The sequence below is a fragment of the Aeromonas sp. RU39B genome, assembly GCF_900156095.1.
Classification (GTDB): domain Bacteria; phylum Pseudomonadota; class Gammaproteobacteria; order Enterobacterales; family Aeromonadaceae; genus Aeromonas.
The window spans coordinates 208,492-224,576 of the sequence record NZ_FTMJ01000001.1 but is presented as its reverse complement, the minus strand read 5'-3'; the positions used below and the strand labels follow the sequence as shown (position 1 = coordinate 224,576).

Here is a 16,085-nt window from a genome sequence, read left to right as displayed (position 1 = left end):
TTACTATCCGCATTTTGTGAGCCGCCACATAAACTGCCGTGCAAGTCCAGCTATCGGCGCCAGCTATCCCAGTGCCGTGTCTGGTCAGATTTTTAAAGCATCGATCACCATCCGCAGCGCCGGTGAAACATTGCGGTGAGGGTAGTACAGATGCTGCCCATCCAGACGATGGCTAAAACTCTGCAAGACCGGGATGAGGGCGCCATGTTCGATATCGGCAGCGACCATATCCTTGGGCACATAGGCCAATCCGAGCCCCATTCTGGCCGCGGCGGCCTCCATATAGCTATCTGAGAAAACCCACTGCCCCTGCGGCCGGTGCTTGATAAGTTTGCCCTCCTGCCACAGCTCCCACTGATAGAGGCTGCCATCGGCAAACTGGTAGGCGATACACGGATGCCCTGCCAGATCAGCCGGCGTCTGCACAAAACCGTACTGCAGAAAATGATCCGGTGTTGCCACCATCACCATCTCCAGATCAGGTGAAATGCGCACGGCGACCATGCCCTCATCCACTTCATCGCCCGGCCGCACGCCGGCATCAAAGCGCTCATCGATGATGTTTACAAAACGGTTTTCGCTGATGAGCTCCAGCCGGATGTCCGGATAACGCTGTCTGAAGATGGCCAGCTTGGGCAGCAATACCGTATCGATAGCGTGCTGACTGGCGTTGATGCGCACCGTTCCCGACGGGGTATCGCGATAGTGAGCAAGGGTGGCAAGCCCCGCATCGAGGGATTGAAAGCTGCTCTGCACCGTGCGGTATAGCTGCTCACCGGCCTGAGTCAGACAGAGGCTGCGGGTCGTGCGCATCAGCAATTGCACCCCGAGCCGGGCTTCCAGCTCGCGCACAGTGCGACTAACCCCGGACTGGGCCAGCCCCAATCTGGCTGCAGCTTTGGTAAAGCTTCCCTCTCGCGCCACCAGCATAAACACGTGGAGATCGTTGTAGTTCTCGCGGCCCGTCATCGTGTCACCTCATGGTTTTTCCTGCCCAGCTCAGTCGGTACAGAGAGGGTCATTCATAACAAATACGCATGAATTTTAGCAAAAAACCGCCTCTAATCATCAACCATAGTTCTAACTAAAATGCGCTTCGTGGGTCACAAAACCAGCAACCCCACCATCAGGACTACGCATCAAACATCCGATTTCAAGGAGCTTTGCCATGAATGTTCTACCCAAGAAGCTGACAGCTATCGCGTCTGCCCTGCTGCTGGGCGCAGCATTAACCGGAGTCTCCACAATGAGCCATGCACAACCTTCCGATCCCACCGCACCGATCTCCATGGTGACCCAATGGGATAAGACCTTTGCCCAGAGCAACAAGGTTGATCATCGTAAAGTCAGCTTCAAGAACCGCTACGGCATCACGCTGGTCGCTGATCTCTATCTGCCGAAAAACCGGGGAGACGCCAAACTGGCAGCCATTGCGCTAGGCGGTCCGTTTGGCGCGGTGAAAGAGCAGTCGAGTGGCCTTTACGCCCAGACCCTGGCCGAACGCGGCTTTGCCACGCTGGCCTTTGACCCCTCCTACACCGGTGAGAGTGGCGGCCAACCGCGCAATGTAGCCTCGCCTGATATCAATACCGAAGATTTCAGCGCTGCGGTTGATTTCCTCGGTCTGCAAAAAGAAGTTGATCGCAATCGCATCGGCATCATCGGCATCTGTGGCTGGGGCGGAATGGCCCTCAATGCCACCGCCGTGGATAAGCGGGTGAAAGCCGTGGTCGCCAGCACCATGTATGACATATCACGGGTATCCGCTAAGGGGTACTTCGATAAGATGACCGCAGCGGAGCGCAATCAGCGCCTTGAGCAATTGAGCCAGCAGCGTTGGCAGGATGCCGAACACGGCACCCCGGCCTACCAACCGCCCTACAACACGCTCAAGGGGGGTGAGGCGCAGTTTCTGGTGGACTACCACGACTACTACATGACCAAGCGCGGCTACCACGCTCGGGCGGTCAATTCCGGCAACTCGTGGACCCAGACCACCCCACTCTCGTTTATGAACATGCCGCTCTTGAGTTATATCAAGGAGATCTCGCCGCGTCCGCTGCTGCTGGTGCACGGTGAAAAGGCTCACTCACGTTACTTTAGCGAAACGGCCTACGCGGCAGCCAACGAGCCCAAGGAGCTGGTTATCGTCAAGGGAGCCAATCACGTCGATCTCTACGACCAGATGGACAAGATCCCGTTTGACAAGATTGAGCAGTTCTTCAAGACCAACCTGAAGTAACGGCCAGCAACGCGGCGATCTGTTCGCCGCGTTGTTCTAAGCGGTGGCGCCGGCGCGTCCCGACTGACAAGAAACGGATAGGGAGAAAGGTGATGACCAATCCTGTACTCGCCGCTGCGACCGCCCTGCTTCTGATGATTAGTGCAGCCACCACCGCCAGTCAGCACCAAGGAGAAACCATGAACATCAAGATGACGGTAGCCGGCCAGATCATCACGGCCGCGCTGGAAGAGAGCCAAAGCGCCCGGGACTTTTTTGCCATGCTCCCCCTGACGCTACCGCTTGAGGACTACGCCGGAACCGAGAAGATTGCCTATCTGCCGCAGCGATTAACCACTCAGGGCGCCCCCAAGGGCATGGATCCGCAGGTAGGCGATATCACCTATTACGCCCCATGGGGCAATCTGGCGATCTTCTACCGGGACTTTGGCTATTCAGCCGGGCTTATCAAATTAGGACGCATTGAATCGGGTCTTGCCCACCTCACGGCCGTCCCGGCGACCAGCATCACTATCGAAGCGCTCGAATAACTGCCTCACGATACCTTCAGGTCACGTTATGAATACCACTCATTTTTCCTCTGCGCCGGCGCCAATCCGCGAACGCTGGTCTGCGGTTGTCGCCATGCCCCTGTGCGTGGCTCTGCTGATTGCCGCCGAATTTATGCCTGTCAGCCTGCTGACACCGATCGCCACAGACCTTGGGGCCAGCAACGGCATGGCCGGTCTTGCCATCTCGATTTCAGGTCTGTTTGCCGTGCCGACCAGCTTGCTGATCGCCACCCTGTGCCACCGACTGGATCGCCGCCATGTGCTGATGGGGCTGGCAACGGTGATGCTGGCTTCACTGATCGTGATTGCAGTCAGTCCCAACTTTGCCGTGCTGATGGTGGCGCGCGCCCTGCTTGGAATCGTCGTTGGCGGGTTCTGGGCACTGGCAACGGCCACCATCATGCGGCTGGTATCCAGCCACCGTGTCCCCAAGGCCCTTGGCATCATGTATACCGGCAATGCCGTGGCCACCGCCTTTGCGGCCCCGCTTGGAAGCTACCTGGGTGGCGTGATCGGCTGGCGGGGGGTGTTCTGGTTATTGGTGCCGCTGGTGATCGTCAACCTGCTGTGGATGGCGCTCACTCTGCCTTCGATGCGCTCGCAAGCGCGACCACCCAGTGCGTTTCGCCTGCTGCGGCGCCCCAATGTGGCCTTTGCCATCATGGGAGTGATGCTGACCTTTGCCGGTGCCTTCAGTGCGTTTACCTATTTTCGCCCCTTTCTCGAGACGCGCACCCAGGTCAACCTGCCGCAACTCTCGGCACTGCTGCTGGCACTCGGACTGGCCGGTTTTGCCGGCACCACGGCCGTGAGCATGCTGCTGCGCCACCATCTTTACCGGATGCTGCGCGGGTTGCCGCTGGTGCTTGGCATCATCACGCTGGCCCTGTTGGCGGTGGAACATCACGTCTGGAGTGTGGCCCTGATGCTGATCCTCTGGGGCACACTGAACTCGGCCATCCCGGTGGCCTGGTCGGCCTGGATAACCCAAGGCATCGCCGATTCGCCGGAAAGCGGCGGCGGCTTGATGGTAGCGGCGATTCAGCTAGCCATCACGCTCGGGGCTGCCGTAGGAGGATGGCTGCTGGATTCTCTCTCGATCAGTGCCACCTTTATAGGCAGTGCCCTGTTACTGGCCGCCGCCTCTCTGGTGGTCGGCAATGGCAACCGGCTCAGACCCGCCGTGTTGAGCCAATAGGCCAGAGCGCATTCGAACTCATTAGTCATCACACACAGTGCAACCGGACCTGCACCCAGCGCCCCGTTAGAGGGCGGCAGACCACCTCAGAACAACAACCGGCTTTCAATGCCGATTTACAGGAGACAGTCATGATTAAGTCCGTCAAAGCCTATGCGGCGACTTCGGCCACTGCACCGCTGGCGCTACATCCCATCACACGCCGACCACTGCGCCCCGACGATGTGGAGATCGACATCCTCTATTGCGGCGTCTGTCACTCCGACCTGCACACCGCCCGTAATGACTGGGGCTGGACCAGCTATCCCATCGTACCGGGCCATGAAATCATCGGCCGGGTGATGGCCGTCGGCAGTCAGGTCAGCAAATTCAAGGTAGGCGACCGGGTCGGTGTGGGTTGCATGGTGGACTCCTGCGGCCATTGTGATGCCTGCAGCGAAGGCCATGAGCAGCACTGCGGCGGCGGCGCGACATACACCTATGGCGCGCCCGATCGCATCGACGGCACTCTGACTCAGGGCGGTTACTCCGAGAAGGTGGTGGTCAAAGAGTCGTTTGTCGTGCGTATCCCCGACAACCTCGCGTTGCAAGCGGCTGCGCCACTGCTGTGCGCCGGCATCACCACCTGGTCGCCGCTAAAAAATGCCGAGATCGGTCCCGGCAGCCGTGTCGCCGTGGTGGGGCTCGGTGGTCTGGGGCACATGGCTATCAAGCTGGCCAAGGCGCTGGGGGCGGAGGTCACCCTGTTTACCCGATCTCCCGGCAAGGAGGAGGATGCCTATCGTCTCGGCGCCGACCGGGTGGTGATCTCCACCAATGCAGCGCAGATGGCTCAGGTGGCCGGTCATTTTCACCTGATTGTCGACACCGTACCCTACGTGCACGATATCAACGCCTATATCCCGACCCTGCGTTTCAAGGGATCGCTGGTGCTGGTGGGCTATCTTGGCCCGCTTGAGCCGGCACTCAACACCATGCCGATGGTCATTGGTGGCAAGGCGGTGGCGGCATCCATGATCGGTGGCATCGCGGCCACCCAGGAGATGCTCGATTTTTGCGGTCAGCACAACATCGTGTCGGATGTCGAAGTTATCGCCATGCAGGATATCAACGACGCCTATGAGCGCATGCTCAAAAGCGATGTGAAGTACCGCTTTGTCATCGACATGGCCACCCTCAAGGCGCAAGCCTGACCCAGCTGGCCGGCCCACCGTGGCTGTGGCCGGCCTCTTTCCCCGTTAAGTCCATGAACAGCAAGACACTTATGGGCGACAGGCGTACTCCTCCAGTGCATGCAGCGGCACGTGCAGCGCCGCATCGCTTGCAAAGGCATCCAGCAGATGATCGATGGTGGCACGCACGCGCGGCGCAATCAGAGCACGGTGCGGGTATTGCAGCACCATCTCGTAGTTGCCCGGATAGTGGATACCAGGTAACAGCGCCTGAAGCCGCCCATCACGCAGGTAGGGCCAGGCGGTATGCAGTCCCACCTGAGCAACCCCCATGCCGAGCACTGCGGCTTGCACCAATGCCTCGGGCGCCGACAGGGTCAGCACAGCGCCGTCCAGCTCCAGTGCTATCTGATTGCCCTGCCCATCGCGAAACTGCCAGGGCGAGGCCTTTCCCCCCAGAAAACGGCGCACAATCAGACGGTGTGAGCGCAGCGCCTCGGGCGTGGTCGGCACGCCGGCGCGAGCCAGATAAGCGGGAGAGGCCACCAGCGCCATCGGCAGGCGACAGATGGGGCGCGACACCAGGGCCGAATCGACGATCTGGCCACCCCTGAGGGCCAGATCATAGCCATCGCGCACCAGATCGATCACCCGGTCGTCAAAATCGACCTCGACCGTCAGCGCCGGATAACGTTGTTGAAGTGCAGGCAACACCGGCAGCAGATGCTCGCGCCCGAATCCGGCGCTGCAAGAGATACGCACGTGGCCGCCGATCTCGACCCGCTGCTCGGCCAGCACATCGACGGCCGCATCGAGCGCCTCCAGCGCGATCCGGGCCTGACGTAAAAACACCGCCCCCTCATCGGTCAGGCTCAGGGTGCGGGTGGTACGGTTCATCAGGCGCACGCCCAGCGCCTGCTCAAGGCTGGCCACGTTCTTGCTCACTGCCGCCGAACTGATGCCAAGCGCACGGCCCGCCGCCGCAAAACTGCCGACGTCCACCGCCTGTACAAACGACAAAATGGCGCGAACCCGTTGTGATATCTCCATCTCCCGCTCCCTTGATGATCAACAACCTTAGGTTACCAATCCATCAACCATAAGGCACCTTATGGTTATTAATGTGGTGGGCAATAATACAGCAACACAAACCCGCCCATCTATTTATCAACAGGTGTTATCAGATGAATAAATTGTCACAGAAGATTGATCTAGTCACTGGAGGCGGCACAGGTATCGGCCGCGCCATAGCTCTTGAATTGGCAAAAAATGGTGCCGAGGTGGTAATTGTTGGACGCAGTGAAAAAACATTACAAGAGAGTGCATCAAGACATTCAAGTATTCACTATATCATCGCAGACATAATGAAGTCCGAAGATATTGCATCCACACTGAGCGAAATAAATCAACGCTTTGGCCAGCTAGATATTTTGGTAAATAATGCCGGCATTGCACCATTGACGCCTATTGAGCATGTCAACCTTGTCGATTATGACAATACTTTTAATTTAAATGTCAGAGCACTCATTGATATTAGCGCTCAATCCATCCCTTTTTTACGCGAATCAAAAGGTAATATTGTCAATATCACCAGTGGTCTGGTCAACAATCCGATGCCAATGAACTCCATCTACACGGCCAGCAAGGCAGCCGTGTTGAGCCTGACCCGCACATGGGCAAAGGAGCTAGCCTCGCACCGTATTCGTGTCAACAGTGTCGCTTCCGGTGCAGTGAAAACACCATTATATGACAAGTTGGGTTTAAGCGCAGAAGATGCAACCAATTATGAACATGCAGTCACCCAAGTTGTTCCACTTGGACGATTTGGTGAAGCCGAAGAAATCGCTGCGGTTGTCGCATTTATTGCATCAAACGATGCCAGTTATGTCACCGGGGCCCATTACGCTGTAGATGGCGGTTTCGGAATTTAATTTAAGCCAGTAGCAGTACCAACATTCAATATTCATTCTGACAGAGATACATAAATGAACACATTTTCACCCATCGCACTGGGCACTTGGTCTTGGGGAGCCGGCTTTGCCGGTGGCGATCAGGTTTTTGGCAATCACCTTACCGACGATCAGATGCAGGCCGTATTTGAGGCTGCTTTGCAGGCAGGTCTGACCCTGTGGGACACCGCCGCCGTCTATGGGATGGGCACCTCTGAAACCGCCCTCGGCAAGCTGGTCAAACAGCACGCCCGTAATGAGCTCGTGTTATCCACCAAATTTACGCCGCAAATCGCTGACGAGCGCGCTGACGCGCCCGTGGCGGCCATGCTCGAGAGCAGCCTGCAGCGCCTTAGCGGTGATTACATCGATCTCTACTGGATTCACAATCCGCACGATGTGGAGAAGTGGACTCCGGGCCTGATCCCTTTGCTTAAGAGCGGGAAAATTAAGCGGGTCGGCGTCTCCAATCACAATCTGGCGCAAATCAAACGCGCCAACGAGATTCTGGGCACGGCAGGCTTTGCCATCAGTGCCGTGCAAAACCACTACAGCCTGCTGTATCGCTCTTCGGAAGAGGCCGGCATTCTCGACTATTGCAAACAAAACGACATCACCTTCTTTGCCTATATGGTGCTTGAGCAAGGGGCATTGACTGGCCGTTACAACAGCCAAAATCCGCTACCGGAAGGCAGTGGCCGCGCCGCCAGTTACAACAAGGTGCTGGCGCAACTCGACACCCTGACCACTGCCATGACCGAGATAGGCAGCCGTTATCACGCCACTGCCGCGCACATTGCCATCGCCTGGGCGATTGCCAAAGGCACCCTGCCGATTATTGGCGCCACCAAGGTGCACCATGTCACCGATGCGGCGCAGGCTGCCTCCATCCGGCTGACCGATGCCGAGATGGCGCAACTGGAAACGCTGGCTCGCGCAACCGGGGTTGATACCCGCGGCGCCTGGGAACAACCCATGGCCTGATTGGCCAGACCCGAACTTTACTGAACGCAGGAGTACCAACCATGGCCAACGCCTATTTCATCGTCGATGTCGTGATTCACAACCCTGAAGGGATGAAGCCTTATCAGGAGAAAGTGGCCCAAACCTATCCCCCCTATGGCGGCAAGCTGCTGGTGCTGGGCGGCAAGAGTGAGGTGCTGGAGGGAACCGGACCGCGCGGCCTGACCGTGATTCTGGAGTTCCCCAGCGCCGAGCAGGCTCACGCCTGGCATGACAGTGCCGAGTATCAGGCCATTATCGGCTACCGCCATGCAGCAGCCGAAAGCCACGCCTATCTGGTCGAAGGCATCGCACCGGGCGCACACGCTTAACCCAACACGCTTCTACATTGACCTCATTTGAAGGACCCGTTATGAAAACCCTGGTGATCGTCTCTCACCCCTACCCCGAACAATCCACCGCCATCATGGCCTTGCAACAGGCCGCAAAGCAGCAAGGCAGTGTGACGGTGCGCAACCTCGAGCAGCTCTACGGTAGCGATCTCTCCCGCTTTGACGTTGCAGCCGAGCAGCAGGCCGCCGAGCAGGCCGATCGCATCGTGTTTCTGTTCCCGATCCACTGGTTCAACCTCACTCCCATGCTCAAGGCCTACCTCAATGCCGTGTGGGCTTACGGCTGGGCATTTGGCAGCGGCTTCGCGCTCAAGGGTAAAGAGATGCAGGTCGTGGTCACCGCCGGCGCCAGCGAATTTACCTACTCAAACGCCGGGCTCATCAAGAGCAGCATGGATGAGGTGCTGACCCCGATGAAAGCCAGCGCCTACTATGTCGGCATGAGCTACAACCAACCACTGGCCTTCTATGAGGCGATGGGGCGCAGTGAATCTGACCTTGGGCACTTTCAGGCTGCGTTTACTGAGCGCCTAAACGCGCCGCTTGGTAGCGTATTGCTGCCGTAAGTTGCGCTAGCACAACCCTTTTTCCTCTTTTGATTTTCCCGGGCAGCGCTGTCCGGGTTCTTTTTATGATGCAGCAGGATAAGACCACCTTTACCCATCCATCATCTCGCGTTCGCCCGACACTAAGCCGCTGGCAGATAGTGCTGTTTGCACTGGCGGCCGGCATGGCAGTTGGTAACCTCTATTGGGCCCAGCCTCTGCTCGCAAAGATATCGACTGCAATGGCTATCTCCCCGGCCCGCGCAGGCGCGCTGGTCACAGCGACTCAGTGCGGTTATGCCTTGGGTATCTTGCTGCTGGTTCCCTTGGGTGACAGCCTGCCTCGCCAGCGATTGATCCCGGCCATCTTGCTCTGTTCGGCGCTTTGCCTGCTCGCCTGCGCCCTCGCACCCGATATCATCACCCTGACACTGGCGATGGGGGCACTCGGTCTTAGCACCGTGGCGGGTCAACTGCTCACTCCGCTGGCGGGTGAACTCGCCGCCCCCGAGCAGCGCGGCCGGGTGATCGGCACCCTAGTTTCCGGCATGCTTTCGGGGATCTTGCTGTCACGAGCGGTGAGTGGCCTGCTGGCGGATATCCTCGGCTGGCACGCTATCTATTTTGTCGCGGCCGCGCTCACCGCCCTGCTTGCCATACTGCAGGCACAGAGGCTGCCACCTGACGCACCGCGACCGGCGCTGCCTTACGGCGCACTGCTCTACTCGGTGTGGCAGGTGGTGCGGGATCATCGCGCGGCCCAGATCACCCTGATCCTCGGTGCCCTGTCGTTTGGAGTCTTTTCCCTGTTTTGGACCGGATTGACGTTCCTGCTCAGTGCGCCGCCCTACGGGCTCGCCACTGGGCAGATTGGACTGGTTGGCCTGATTGGGCTGGCAGGGGCCCTGATGGCAAGGCGGGCAGGACGGCTGCATGATAGCGGCCACTCGGTGCCTGCCACAGGTGCCGGCCTGCTGCTCAGTGCCGTGGCGCTACTATTGATAACGCAAACTCACCCGCCGCTCTGGGCATTGCTGCTGGCCGTATTGTTGCTCGATATCGGCATCCAGACCCTAAACGTACTGAACCAGACCCGCTTACTGACCCTTGATGCCGCACGACGTAATCGGCTCAATACCGCCTTTGTCACCTGCAATTTTCTAGGGGGAGCGGCTGGCTCGCTGCTGGCAGGCACTCTCTGGCACCTCGGCGGTTGGCACAGCCTGATGCTGGCCGGTTTGCTCATGCTTGCTCTTGCACTGCTGGTGTGGACACTGACTCGCCGTCACCTGGCGTTGATCCCGGGCACCGAGTCACCTTCTTAACTGAGCTGACAGCCGCACGGCGGCTGTCTTTCATCTGTTCAGGCTCTTACCCACCCCGCCCTGATGCGCCTCCGGCAAGGCGCCACAGCAACGTCTGTCTGGCGTGGGCGATTCGCGGCTGGCGCAATTTGCTGGGCAGCCAGATAAGGTAGTAGTGGATCTCGGTGTTACCGACCGGCGCGTCTATCACTGCCAGCTCGCCGCTGGCGATCGCGCTGTCGCACAGATAAGCCGGCAATACCGACCAGCCAAACCCCTGGCAGAGCAAGGTGCGCTGGGCACGCAAATCCTGGCCGACCGACGCCGGGATAAGTCCGGTCACCGGAATGCGGTTTTTCGCCAGCCACTGATCAATTAAGGAGAGCTGGACGTTGTAGGCCAACAGCGGCTCGGCCAGCAGTGCAGCAGACAGCTCGCCAGCCTCACGAATCCGCTTGGCCACCGCCGGCGAGGCCACCGCCAGCACCTGATCGCTAAACACCTTCTCGCTTTTCAACCGACTGTCGGTGACCGGATGGGCGGAGAAACCGAGATCGCAATGCTCTTCGAGCAACATCTGGGTCACCATGGGGCCGTCCCCGGTGTGCATCCGCACCCGCACTCCCTCCTGCAGCAAGGGCAGCAGCAAGGCCGCCAGCTTTTCCGCCATAAAATCGGAGTGACCAATCAAGTGCAGTGCACCGGCCATGTCGAGCGAGCGCGAGCGCGCCGAAGCCAGCGCCATTTCGGCGGCATCGAGTTTGTCCCCCAGATCGGCGGCCAGCTCATCAGCCGCCACCGTGGGCTGCACCCCGTTGCTCTGACGCTCAAACAGCGGCCTGCCGATGGCGACCTCAAGCCCAGCGATATGCTGGGAGACCGCCGGCTGGGTCAGGTTGAGCACCCGCGCCGCGCCAGAGATGGAGCGCTGGCGGTAAACCTCGACAAAAGTGCGCAGACGCAGCAGTGACATATCGCCTCATAAATTAATTTATACCCCTGCCAAAATACCCTTGTTGGCGCCACACCGCGAGCCTCTTTTATGATGCCCCCCATCGACAAGGCGGCCAGTAAGGGCCGCAACCGGTCCACCCCATCACTACGGAGCCAACATCATGCAGGCATCAACGAACCACGAGCTGTTGACCATTCTCAATGCCATGAAGCGCGCCCATCTGGCCGCCGGCCCGGCCAGTGCCGAGCTGCGCCGTGATCGCCTGGCTCGCAGCATTGCGCTGATCCGCGACAACCATCAGGCCCTGAGTGCCGCCATGCAGGCCGATTTTGGCCATCGCAGCCACTATCAGGCGCTGGTGGCTGACATCGCTACCTCTATCAAGATGCTGCAAGATGCCTCTGACCACCTGATGAGCTGGATGCAACCCGAGCCGGTCGCCCAACCGGCGCCCGGTATGCAGGCCTGGATTGAGCAACAGCCGATTGGCGTGGTGGGCGTGATCAGCCCCTGGAACTTCCCGATTAATCTGGCGTTTGGCCCGCTGGCAGGGGTGTTTGCCGCCGGCAACACCGCGATGCTCAAGCCTTCCGAGCTGACACCACGCACGTCAGCCCTGCTGGCCGAGCTGGTCGGTCGCTACTTTGCTCCCGACGAGTTGATGGTAGTGCTGGGTGATGCCGACGTCGGCCAAGCCTTTAGCGCCCTGCCCTTTGATCATCTGGTCTTTACCGGCAGCACCACGGTCGGTCGCCATGTGATGCGCGCCGCCGCCGAAAACCTGGTACCGGTGACGCTAGAGCTGGGTGGCAAGTCACCGGTGATGGTGGACCAGGATGCCGACATAACGGTGGTGGCCGAACGTACCCTGACCATCAAAACCTTCAATGCCGGCCAGATCTGTCTCTCCCCGGATTACATGCTGCTGCCCGAAGAGAAGGTAGAGGCGTTGGTACAAGCCGCTCACACCTTTATGCAGCGCAGTTTTGCCACGATTCAGGACAACCCGGATTACACCGCCATTATCAGCGACCGCCACTTCGCCCGTCTGGTGGGATTGCTGGACGATGCCCGTGCCAAGGGTGCCCGTATCATCAGCCTAGCCCCGCAGCATGAGCCGGATTTTGATGCCCACAGCCGCAAAATGGCCCCGCATCTGGTGCTCGGCGTGACCGACGAGATGGCCATCATGCAAGAGGAGATCTTCGGACCTCTGCTGCCGATCAAGACCTATCAGGAGCCGGCGCAGGCCGTGGCTTACATTAATGCCCATCCGCGCCCGCTGGCCGCCTACTATTTTGGCAACGACCTCGATCGCCAGCACGCCTTTATGCGTAGCACCACCTCGGGCGCGCTGGTCATTAACGACGTGATGAGCCACGCCTCGATTGACTCACTCCCCTTTGGCGGGATTGGCGCTTCGGGCATCGGGGCCTATCACGGAGTACACGGTTTTCGCCGCTTTACCCACGCCAAACCGGTGGTGGTGCAAAGCGCTGATGGCGCCTCGGGCCTGCGTCTGCGTGCCCCCTATCAGGACAAGCTGGCGGCCATTGAAGCCTTTTTGAACGCATAACATCACCTATAACTGACTGCGCCGCCACAGACGGCCCAAGGAGTGCAACATGAGAGTATTAATGGTTCTGACTTCCCACAGCGATCTTGGTAACACGGGCCTTAAAACCGGCTTCTGGCTCGAAGAGTTTGCCGCCCCTTACTATGTATTCAAGGATGCTGGCGCCGAGATCGTGCTGGCCTCACCGGCCGGCGGTCAGCCGCCGCTCGACCCCAAAAGTGATCTGCCGGAGTTTCAGACCGAGCTGACCCATCGCTTCAAGGCTGACAGTGCCGCCCAGCATGAGCTCGCCAACACCGTCACCCTGGCCAGCATCAACCCGGACGACTTTGACACCGTCTTCTACCCGGGTGGTCACGGCCCGCTGTGGGATCTCGCCGAGTCGGCTGACTCCATCGCGCTGATTGAACACTTTGATCGCAGCGGCAAGCCGCTTGGACTGGTCTGCCATGCACCGGGCGTGCTGCGCCATGTCAAAAACACCGCTGGCGAGCCGATCGTCAAGGGGCGTCAGGTGACCGGTTTTACCAATGGCGAAGAGGCCGCCGTGGCACTCACTGACGTGGTCCCCTTCCTCATCGAAGATACCTTTATCGCCCAGGGTGGGCACTATCAGAAGGGTCCGGATTGGGCACCGTTTGTGGTCGAAGATGGCATGCTGATCACCGGCCAAAACCCGGCCAGCTCCGAAGGTGTGGCCAAGGCCCTGCTGGCCAAGCTGGCCTGATAAACGGGTTCTAAACGCCCCTGACAGCGGACCTTCGGGTCCGCTGTGTGTATTTGAGGGTTATCCCTGCAGCACTCTTGCCACCCGGTGTGGCACGCTTGCTGCCGATACGGGGGCGAGCCGTTTACGATGAATCAGATCAGGGTGCAAGCGGTGGGATAATCGATGATCAACACATCGAGATAGCCGCCGGCCAGCGCGCCACGAATGGCGTTACTCTTATCAAGCCCTCCGGCTAACCCAATCACGTGCTCGCAGGCGCGCACCTGCTGCAGCTCCATGCCAATCACCGGATCATCCTCCCGGCTCAGCACCGGCTCGCCGGCCGCGTTGTAGTAGTGCAGGCAGATATCCCCCACGGCGCCATTGGCCGCCAGCACCTGCAGCATCGACTCGTCATAGTAGTTGCCTGAGTTTTTCAGCAGCTGCGAGGGCTCAAGTTGGCCGACACCGACAATCGCCACATTCACCTCGGCAAATTTCCCAACCACTTCAGCGACTTCTGGACTATTGACCAGCCGCGAGCGCTCCTCGACCGAACGCTCAATGCTCTGCGAGGGGAGTAGCCAGGCGCGGCAATCGAGCAGGGCGGCAAGGTTCTGGGTCAACAGGGTTGCCTGCACATTACCATTCGGGCCGACACCACCGAGCAGCTGGATCACGCCACTGGCCTTGATGCTATGAGGATGCATGGCATCGACCATGCAGCGGATGGTGGTACTCCAGGAGGAGATACCCACCAGATCGCTGGCCCGGATCCGGGTCTCGAGATAATGGGCAGCCGCGCTGCCGATGGCCTGTTTGATTTGGGCCGGGCTGTCCTCTTCCCCCACATCGACCACGATGGCCTGACGCAGGCCATATTTTTGCTCCAGCGTCTGCTCGAGCGAGAGAAAGATATTGGGCGGCTGCACCACGGTGATCTTCACCAGCCCCTCTTTCTGGCAGCGGGTGATGGAGCGAGAGACGAACGACTGGGAAATCTGCAGCAAGGTGGCAATCTCTGACTGTTTTTTCCCTTCGATGTAATAGAGTGTGGCAATCTTGACCAACAGCCTCAGCTCATCCTGTTTAGACATCCCATCCCCCGACCAGATTGATGCCCTGTATTTTTATTCCAGCTTGAATTTTTAACAAGGCACTTATCATTTAACTCCGTTTAAGTTGATCTGGCTCGCTATCTTCCATTTATTAACTAAACCTCGGCGAGCGCCTGCATCACCTTGGCAGAGCCCCTGCGAGCGCCTCGCAGCCAATCATTGATACGCCGCTTTAACTTTCCGCTCGCTACCCCAGACTGGGAGACTCGGCGCAAGCAAGACGAGCCAAACACTCTTAAAAAAAATAAAATACAATATATTACAGCAACTTAAATAGTATTCCCTTGCCTACCCCCCACTTCAGTACACCTTATCTCCGGCTTAAAAACGCGCAGATTGTGATCACTTTCTCCTTTTTACAATTTCTTCATATCTGGTCATAGACAGCACAAAAACACAGGCATATCGTTGCTTACGAATAACAAGTCACCATTGAATATATATTCAAGACGGAGAGCAAGATGAAAAAGACCCTACTGAAAACCGCTCTGGTGGCCTCGTTGATTGCTGTATCGAGCCCAATGTACGCCGCCGATAATGGCCTGATCGCCATCATCACTCCCTCCCACGACAACCCCTTCTTCAAGGCTGAAGCTGACGGCGCCGCCGCCAAAGCCAAGGAGTTGGGCTACACCACGTTGGTGGCCTCTCACGACGATGACGTGAACAAGCAAAACCAGCTGATAGAGACCGCCATCGCCCGTAAAGCCAAGGCCATCATCCTCGACAACGCCGGTGCCGATGCCACGGTCGGTCCGCTCGAGAAGGCCAAAGCCGCCGGCGTGCCCTCCTTCCTGATTGATCGCGAGATCAACAAGAGCGGCATTGCAGTGGCCCAAATTGTCTCCAACAACTATCAAGGCGCCCAGCTTGGCGCCGAGAAGTTTGTCAAGCTGCTCGGCGGTAAGGGCAAGTATGTGGAGCTGCTTGGTCGTCAGTCCGACACCAATGCCCATGTGCGCTCTCAGGGTTATCACGATGTCATCAATGATTATCCCGACATGAAGATGGTGGCCCAGCAGACCGCCAACTGGAGCCAGACCGAAGCCTTTACCCGCATGGAATCCATGCTGCAGAGCAACCCCGACATCGTCGGCGTGATCTCCGGCAACGACACCATGGCACTCGGCGCTGAGGCCGCCCTCAAGGCAGCCGGCAAACACAACATCATCGTGGTCGGCTTTGACGGCAGCGACTATGTGCGCGACTCAATCCTGAAGAAGAGCAACATCAAGGCCACCGTGCTGCAACCGGGTTGGGAACAAGCCCAGATGGCCGTGGTGCAGGCTGATCACTTCCTGAAAACGGGCAAGCCCATGACGCAGGAGAAGCAGCTGATGGATTGCGTGCTGATCGATGAGACCAACGCGCCCAAGCTCAACACCTTCAAGCTCGGCAAATAAGCGGAGGC

16 protein-coding genes are annotated in these 16,085 nt (G+C 58.7%); 12 read left to right on the top strand and 4 right to left on the bottom strand.

Annotated features, from left to right (window positions below):
* Nucleotides 1-84: 84 nt before the first annotated feature.
* The gene (locus BW958_RS01010; RefSeq protein WP_076573468.1) at nt 85-969 is read right to left on the bottom strand and encodes a LysR family transcriptional regulator; all 885 of its coding nucleotides are present in this window, start codon (nt 967-969) and stop codon (nt 85-87) included.
* Between the two features lie 199 nt (nt 970-1,168).
* Between BW958_RS01010 and BW958_RS01005 the strand changes: the two genes are divergently transcribed.
* The 4 genes from BW958_RS01005 (at nt 1,169) to BW958_RS00990 (ending at nt 5,184) form a co-directional block, all read left to right on the top strand.
* Nucleotides 1,169-2,242: an alpha/beta hydrolase gene (locus tag BW958_RS01005; RefSeq protein WP_083687204.1), complete on the top strand. Its 1,074-nt coding sequence runs from the start codon at nt 1,169-1,171 to the stop codon at nt 2,240-2,242.
* Nucleotides 2,243-2,334: 92 nt separating this feature from the next.
* Nucleotides 2,335-2,772 (top strand): cyclophilin-like fold protein, encoded by a 438-nt coding sequence (locus BW958_RS01000; RefSeq protein WP_256701748.1) that lies wholly within the window; start codon nt 2,335-2,337, stop codon nt 2,770-2,772.
* A gap of 28 nt (nt 2,773-2,800) precedes the next feature.
* Entirely contained in the window at nt 2,801-3,991 is a 1,191-nt protein-coding gene (locus BW958_RS00995; protein ID WP_076573466.1) for an MFS transporter, read from the top strand.
* Between the two features lie 131 nt (nt 3,992-4,122).
* A complete protein-coding gene (locus BW958_RS00990; RefSeq protein WP_076573464.1) occupies nt 4,123-5,184 on the top strand; it encodes an NAD(P)-dependent alcohol dehydrogenase in 1,062 nt (353 codons plus the stop codon).
* Between the two features lie 69 nt (nt 5,185-5,253).
* Here BW958_RS00990 and BW958_RS00985 read toward each other — a convergent pair whose 3' ends face one another.
* A complete protein-coding gene (locus tag BW958_RS00985) occupies nt 5,254-6,213 on the bottom strand; it encodes a LysR family transcriptional regulator (RefSeq protein WP_076573462.1) in 960 nt (319 codons plus the stop codon).
* A 134-nt stretch (nt 6,214-6,347) separates the two neighbouring features.
* Here BW958_RS00985 and BW958_RS00980 point away from each other — a divergent pair, with 134 nt between their 5' ends.
* From BW958_RS00980 to BW958_RS00960, 5 genes are all read left to right on the top strand, one after another.
* Nucleotides 6,348-7,094: an SDR family NAD(P)-dependent oxidoreductase gene (locus tag BW958_RS00980; RefSeq protein WP_076573460.1), complete on the top strand. Its 747-nt coding sequence runs from the start codon at nt 6,348-6,350 to the stop codon at nt 7,092-7,094.
* Nucleotides 7,095-7,148: 54 nt separating this feature from the next.
* Entirely contained in the window at nt 7,149-8,096 is a 948-nt protein-coding gene (locus BW958_RS00975) for an aldo/keto reductase (protein ID WP_076573458.1), read from the top strand.
* A gap of 41 nt (nt 8,097-8,137) precedes the next feature.
* The gene (locus tag BW958_RS00970; RefSeq protein WP_076573456.1) at nt 8,138-8,446 is read left to right on the top strand and encodes a DUF1330 domain-containing protein; all 309 of its coding nucleotides are present in this window, start codon (nt 8,138-8,140) and stop codon (nt 8,444-8,446) included.
* A 41-nt stretch (nt 8,447-8,487) separates the two neighbouring features.
* The gene (locus BW958_RS00965) at nt 8,488-9,033 is read left to right on the top strand and encodes an NAD(P)H-dependent oxidoreductase (RefSeq protein ID WP_076573454.1); all 546 of its coding nucleotides are present in this window, start codon (nt 8,488-8,490) and stop codon (nt 9,031-9,033) included.
* Nucleotides 9,034-9,098: 65 nt separating this feature from the next.
* A complete protein-coding gene (locus BW958_RS00960; protein WP_218641721.1) occupies nt 9,099-10,337 on the top strand; it encodes an MFS transporter in 1,239 nt (412 codons plus the stop codon).
* A 46-nt stretch (nt 10,338-10,383) separates the two neighbouring features.
* Here BW958_RS00960 and BW958_RS00955 read toward each other — a convergent pair whose 3' ends face one another.
* Nucleotides 10,384-11,289, bottom strand: a complete 906-nt coding sequence (locus BW958_RS00955) for a LysR family transcriptional regulator (protein ID WP_076573452.1) — start codon at nt 11,287-11,289, stop codon at nt 10,384-10,386.
* A gap of 142 nt (nt 11,290-11,431) precedes the next feature.
* Here BW958_RS00955 and BW958_RS00950 point away from each other — a divergent pair, with 142 nt between their 5' ends.
* On the top strand, nt 11,432-12,847 hold the full coding sequence (locus tag BW958_RS00950; RefSeq protein ID WP_076573450.1) for a coniferyl aldehyde dehydrogenase: 1,416 nt from the start codon (nt 11,432-11,434) through the stop codon (nt 12,845-12,847).
* Between the two features lie 49 nt (nt 12,848-12,896).
* The gene (locus BW958_RS00945) at nt 12,897-13,574 is read left to right on the top strand and encodes a type 1 glutamine amidotransferase domain-containing protein (protein ID WP_076573448.1); all 678 of its coding nucleotides are present in this window, start codon (nt 12,897-12,899) and stop codon (nt 13,572-13,574) included.
* 134 nt (nt 13,575-13,708) lie between these two features.
* Here the strand turns inward: BW958_RS00945 and BW958_RS00940 are convergent, their stop codons facing one another.
* The gene (locus tag BW958_RS00940; RefSeq protein ID WP_076573446.1) at nt 13,709-14,653 is read right to left on the bottom strand and encodes a sugar-binding transcriptional regulator; all 945 of its coding nucleotides are present in this window, start codon (nt 14,651-14,653) and stop codon (nt 13,709-13,711) included.
* 482 nt (nt 14,654-15,135) lie between these two features.
* Between BW958_RS00940 and BW958_RS00935 the strand changes: the two genes are divergently transcribed.
* Nucleotides 15,136-16,077, top strand: a complete 942-nt coding sequence (locus BW958_RS00935; RefSeq protein ID WP_076573444.1) for a D-ribose ABC transporter substrate-binding protein — start codon at nt 15,136-15,138, stop codon at nt 16,075-16,077.
* Nucleotides 16,078-16,085: the final 8 nt, after the last annotated feature.

What these genes read in the sequence shown, in the direction of transcription:
- BW958_RS01010 (WP_076573468.1), bottom strand. Translation starts at nt 969, where the DNA reads ATGACGGGCCGCGAGAACTACAACGATCTCCACGTGTTTATGCTGGTG.
- BW958_RS01005 (WP_083687204.1), top strand. Translation starts at nt 1,169, where the DNA reads ATGAATGTTCTACCCAAGAAGCTGACAGCTATCGCGTCTGCCCTGCTG.
- BW958_RS01000 (WP_256701748.1), top strand. Translation starts at nt 2,335, where the DNA reads ATGACCAATCCTGTACTCGCCGCTGCGACCGCCCTGCTTCTGATGATT.
- BW958_RS00995 (WP_076573466.1), top strand. Translation starts at nt 2,801, where the DNA reads ATGAATACCACTCATTTTTCCTCTGCGCCGGCGCCAATCCGCGAACGC.
- BW958_RS00990 (WP_076573464.1), top strand. Translation starts at nt 4,123, where the DNA reads ATGATTAAGTCCGTCAAAGCCTATGCGGCGACTTCGGCCACTGCACCG.
- BW958_RS00985 (WP_076573462.1), bottom strand. Translation starts at nt 6,213, where the DNA reads ATGGAGATATCACAACGGGTTCGCGCCATTTTGTCGTTTGTACAGGCG.
- BW958_RS00980 (WP_076573460.1), top strand. Translation starts at nt 6,348, where the DNA reads ATGAATAAATTGTCACAGAAGATTGATCTAGTCACTGGAGGCGGCACA.
- BW958_RS00975 (WP_076573458.1), top strand. Translation starts at nt 7,149, where the DNA reads ATGAACACATTTTCACCCATCGCACTGGGCACTTGGTCTTGGGGAGCC.
- BW958_RS00970 (WP_076573456.1), top strand. Translation starts at nt 8,138, where the DNA reads ATGGCCAACGCCTATTTCATCGTCGATGTCGTGATTCACAACCCTGAA.
- BW958_RS00965 (WP_076573454.1), top strand. Translation starts at nt 8,488, where the DNA reads ATGAAAACCCTGGTGATCGTCTCTCACCCCTACCCCGAACAATCCACC.
- BW958_RS00960 (WP_218641721.1), top strand. Translation starts at nt 9,099, where the DNA reads ATGATGCAGCAGGATAAGACCACCTTTACCCATCCATCATCTCGCGTT.
- BW958_RS00955 (WP_076573452.1), bottom strand. Translation starts at nt 11,289, where the DNA reads ATGTCACTGCTGCGTCTGCGCACTTTTGTCGAGGTTTACCGCCAGCGC.
- BW958_RS00950 (WP_076573450.1), top strand. Translation starts at nt 11,432, where the DNA reads ATGCAGGCATCAACGAACCACGAGCTGTTGACCATTCTCAATGCCATG.
- BW958_RS00945 (WP_076573448.1), top strand. Translation starts at nt 12,897, where the DNA reads ATGAGAGTATTAATGGTTCTGACTTCCCACAGCGATCTTGGTAACACG.
- BW958_RS00940 (WP_076573446.1), bottom strand. Translation starts at nt 14,653, where the DNA reads ATGTCTAAACAGGATGAGCTGAGGCTGTTGGTCAAGATTGCCACACTC.
- BW958_RS00935 (WP_076573444.1), top strand. Translation starts at nt 15,136, where the DNA reads ATGAAAAAGACCCTACTGAAAACCGCTCTGGTGGCCTCGTTGATTGCT.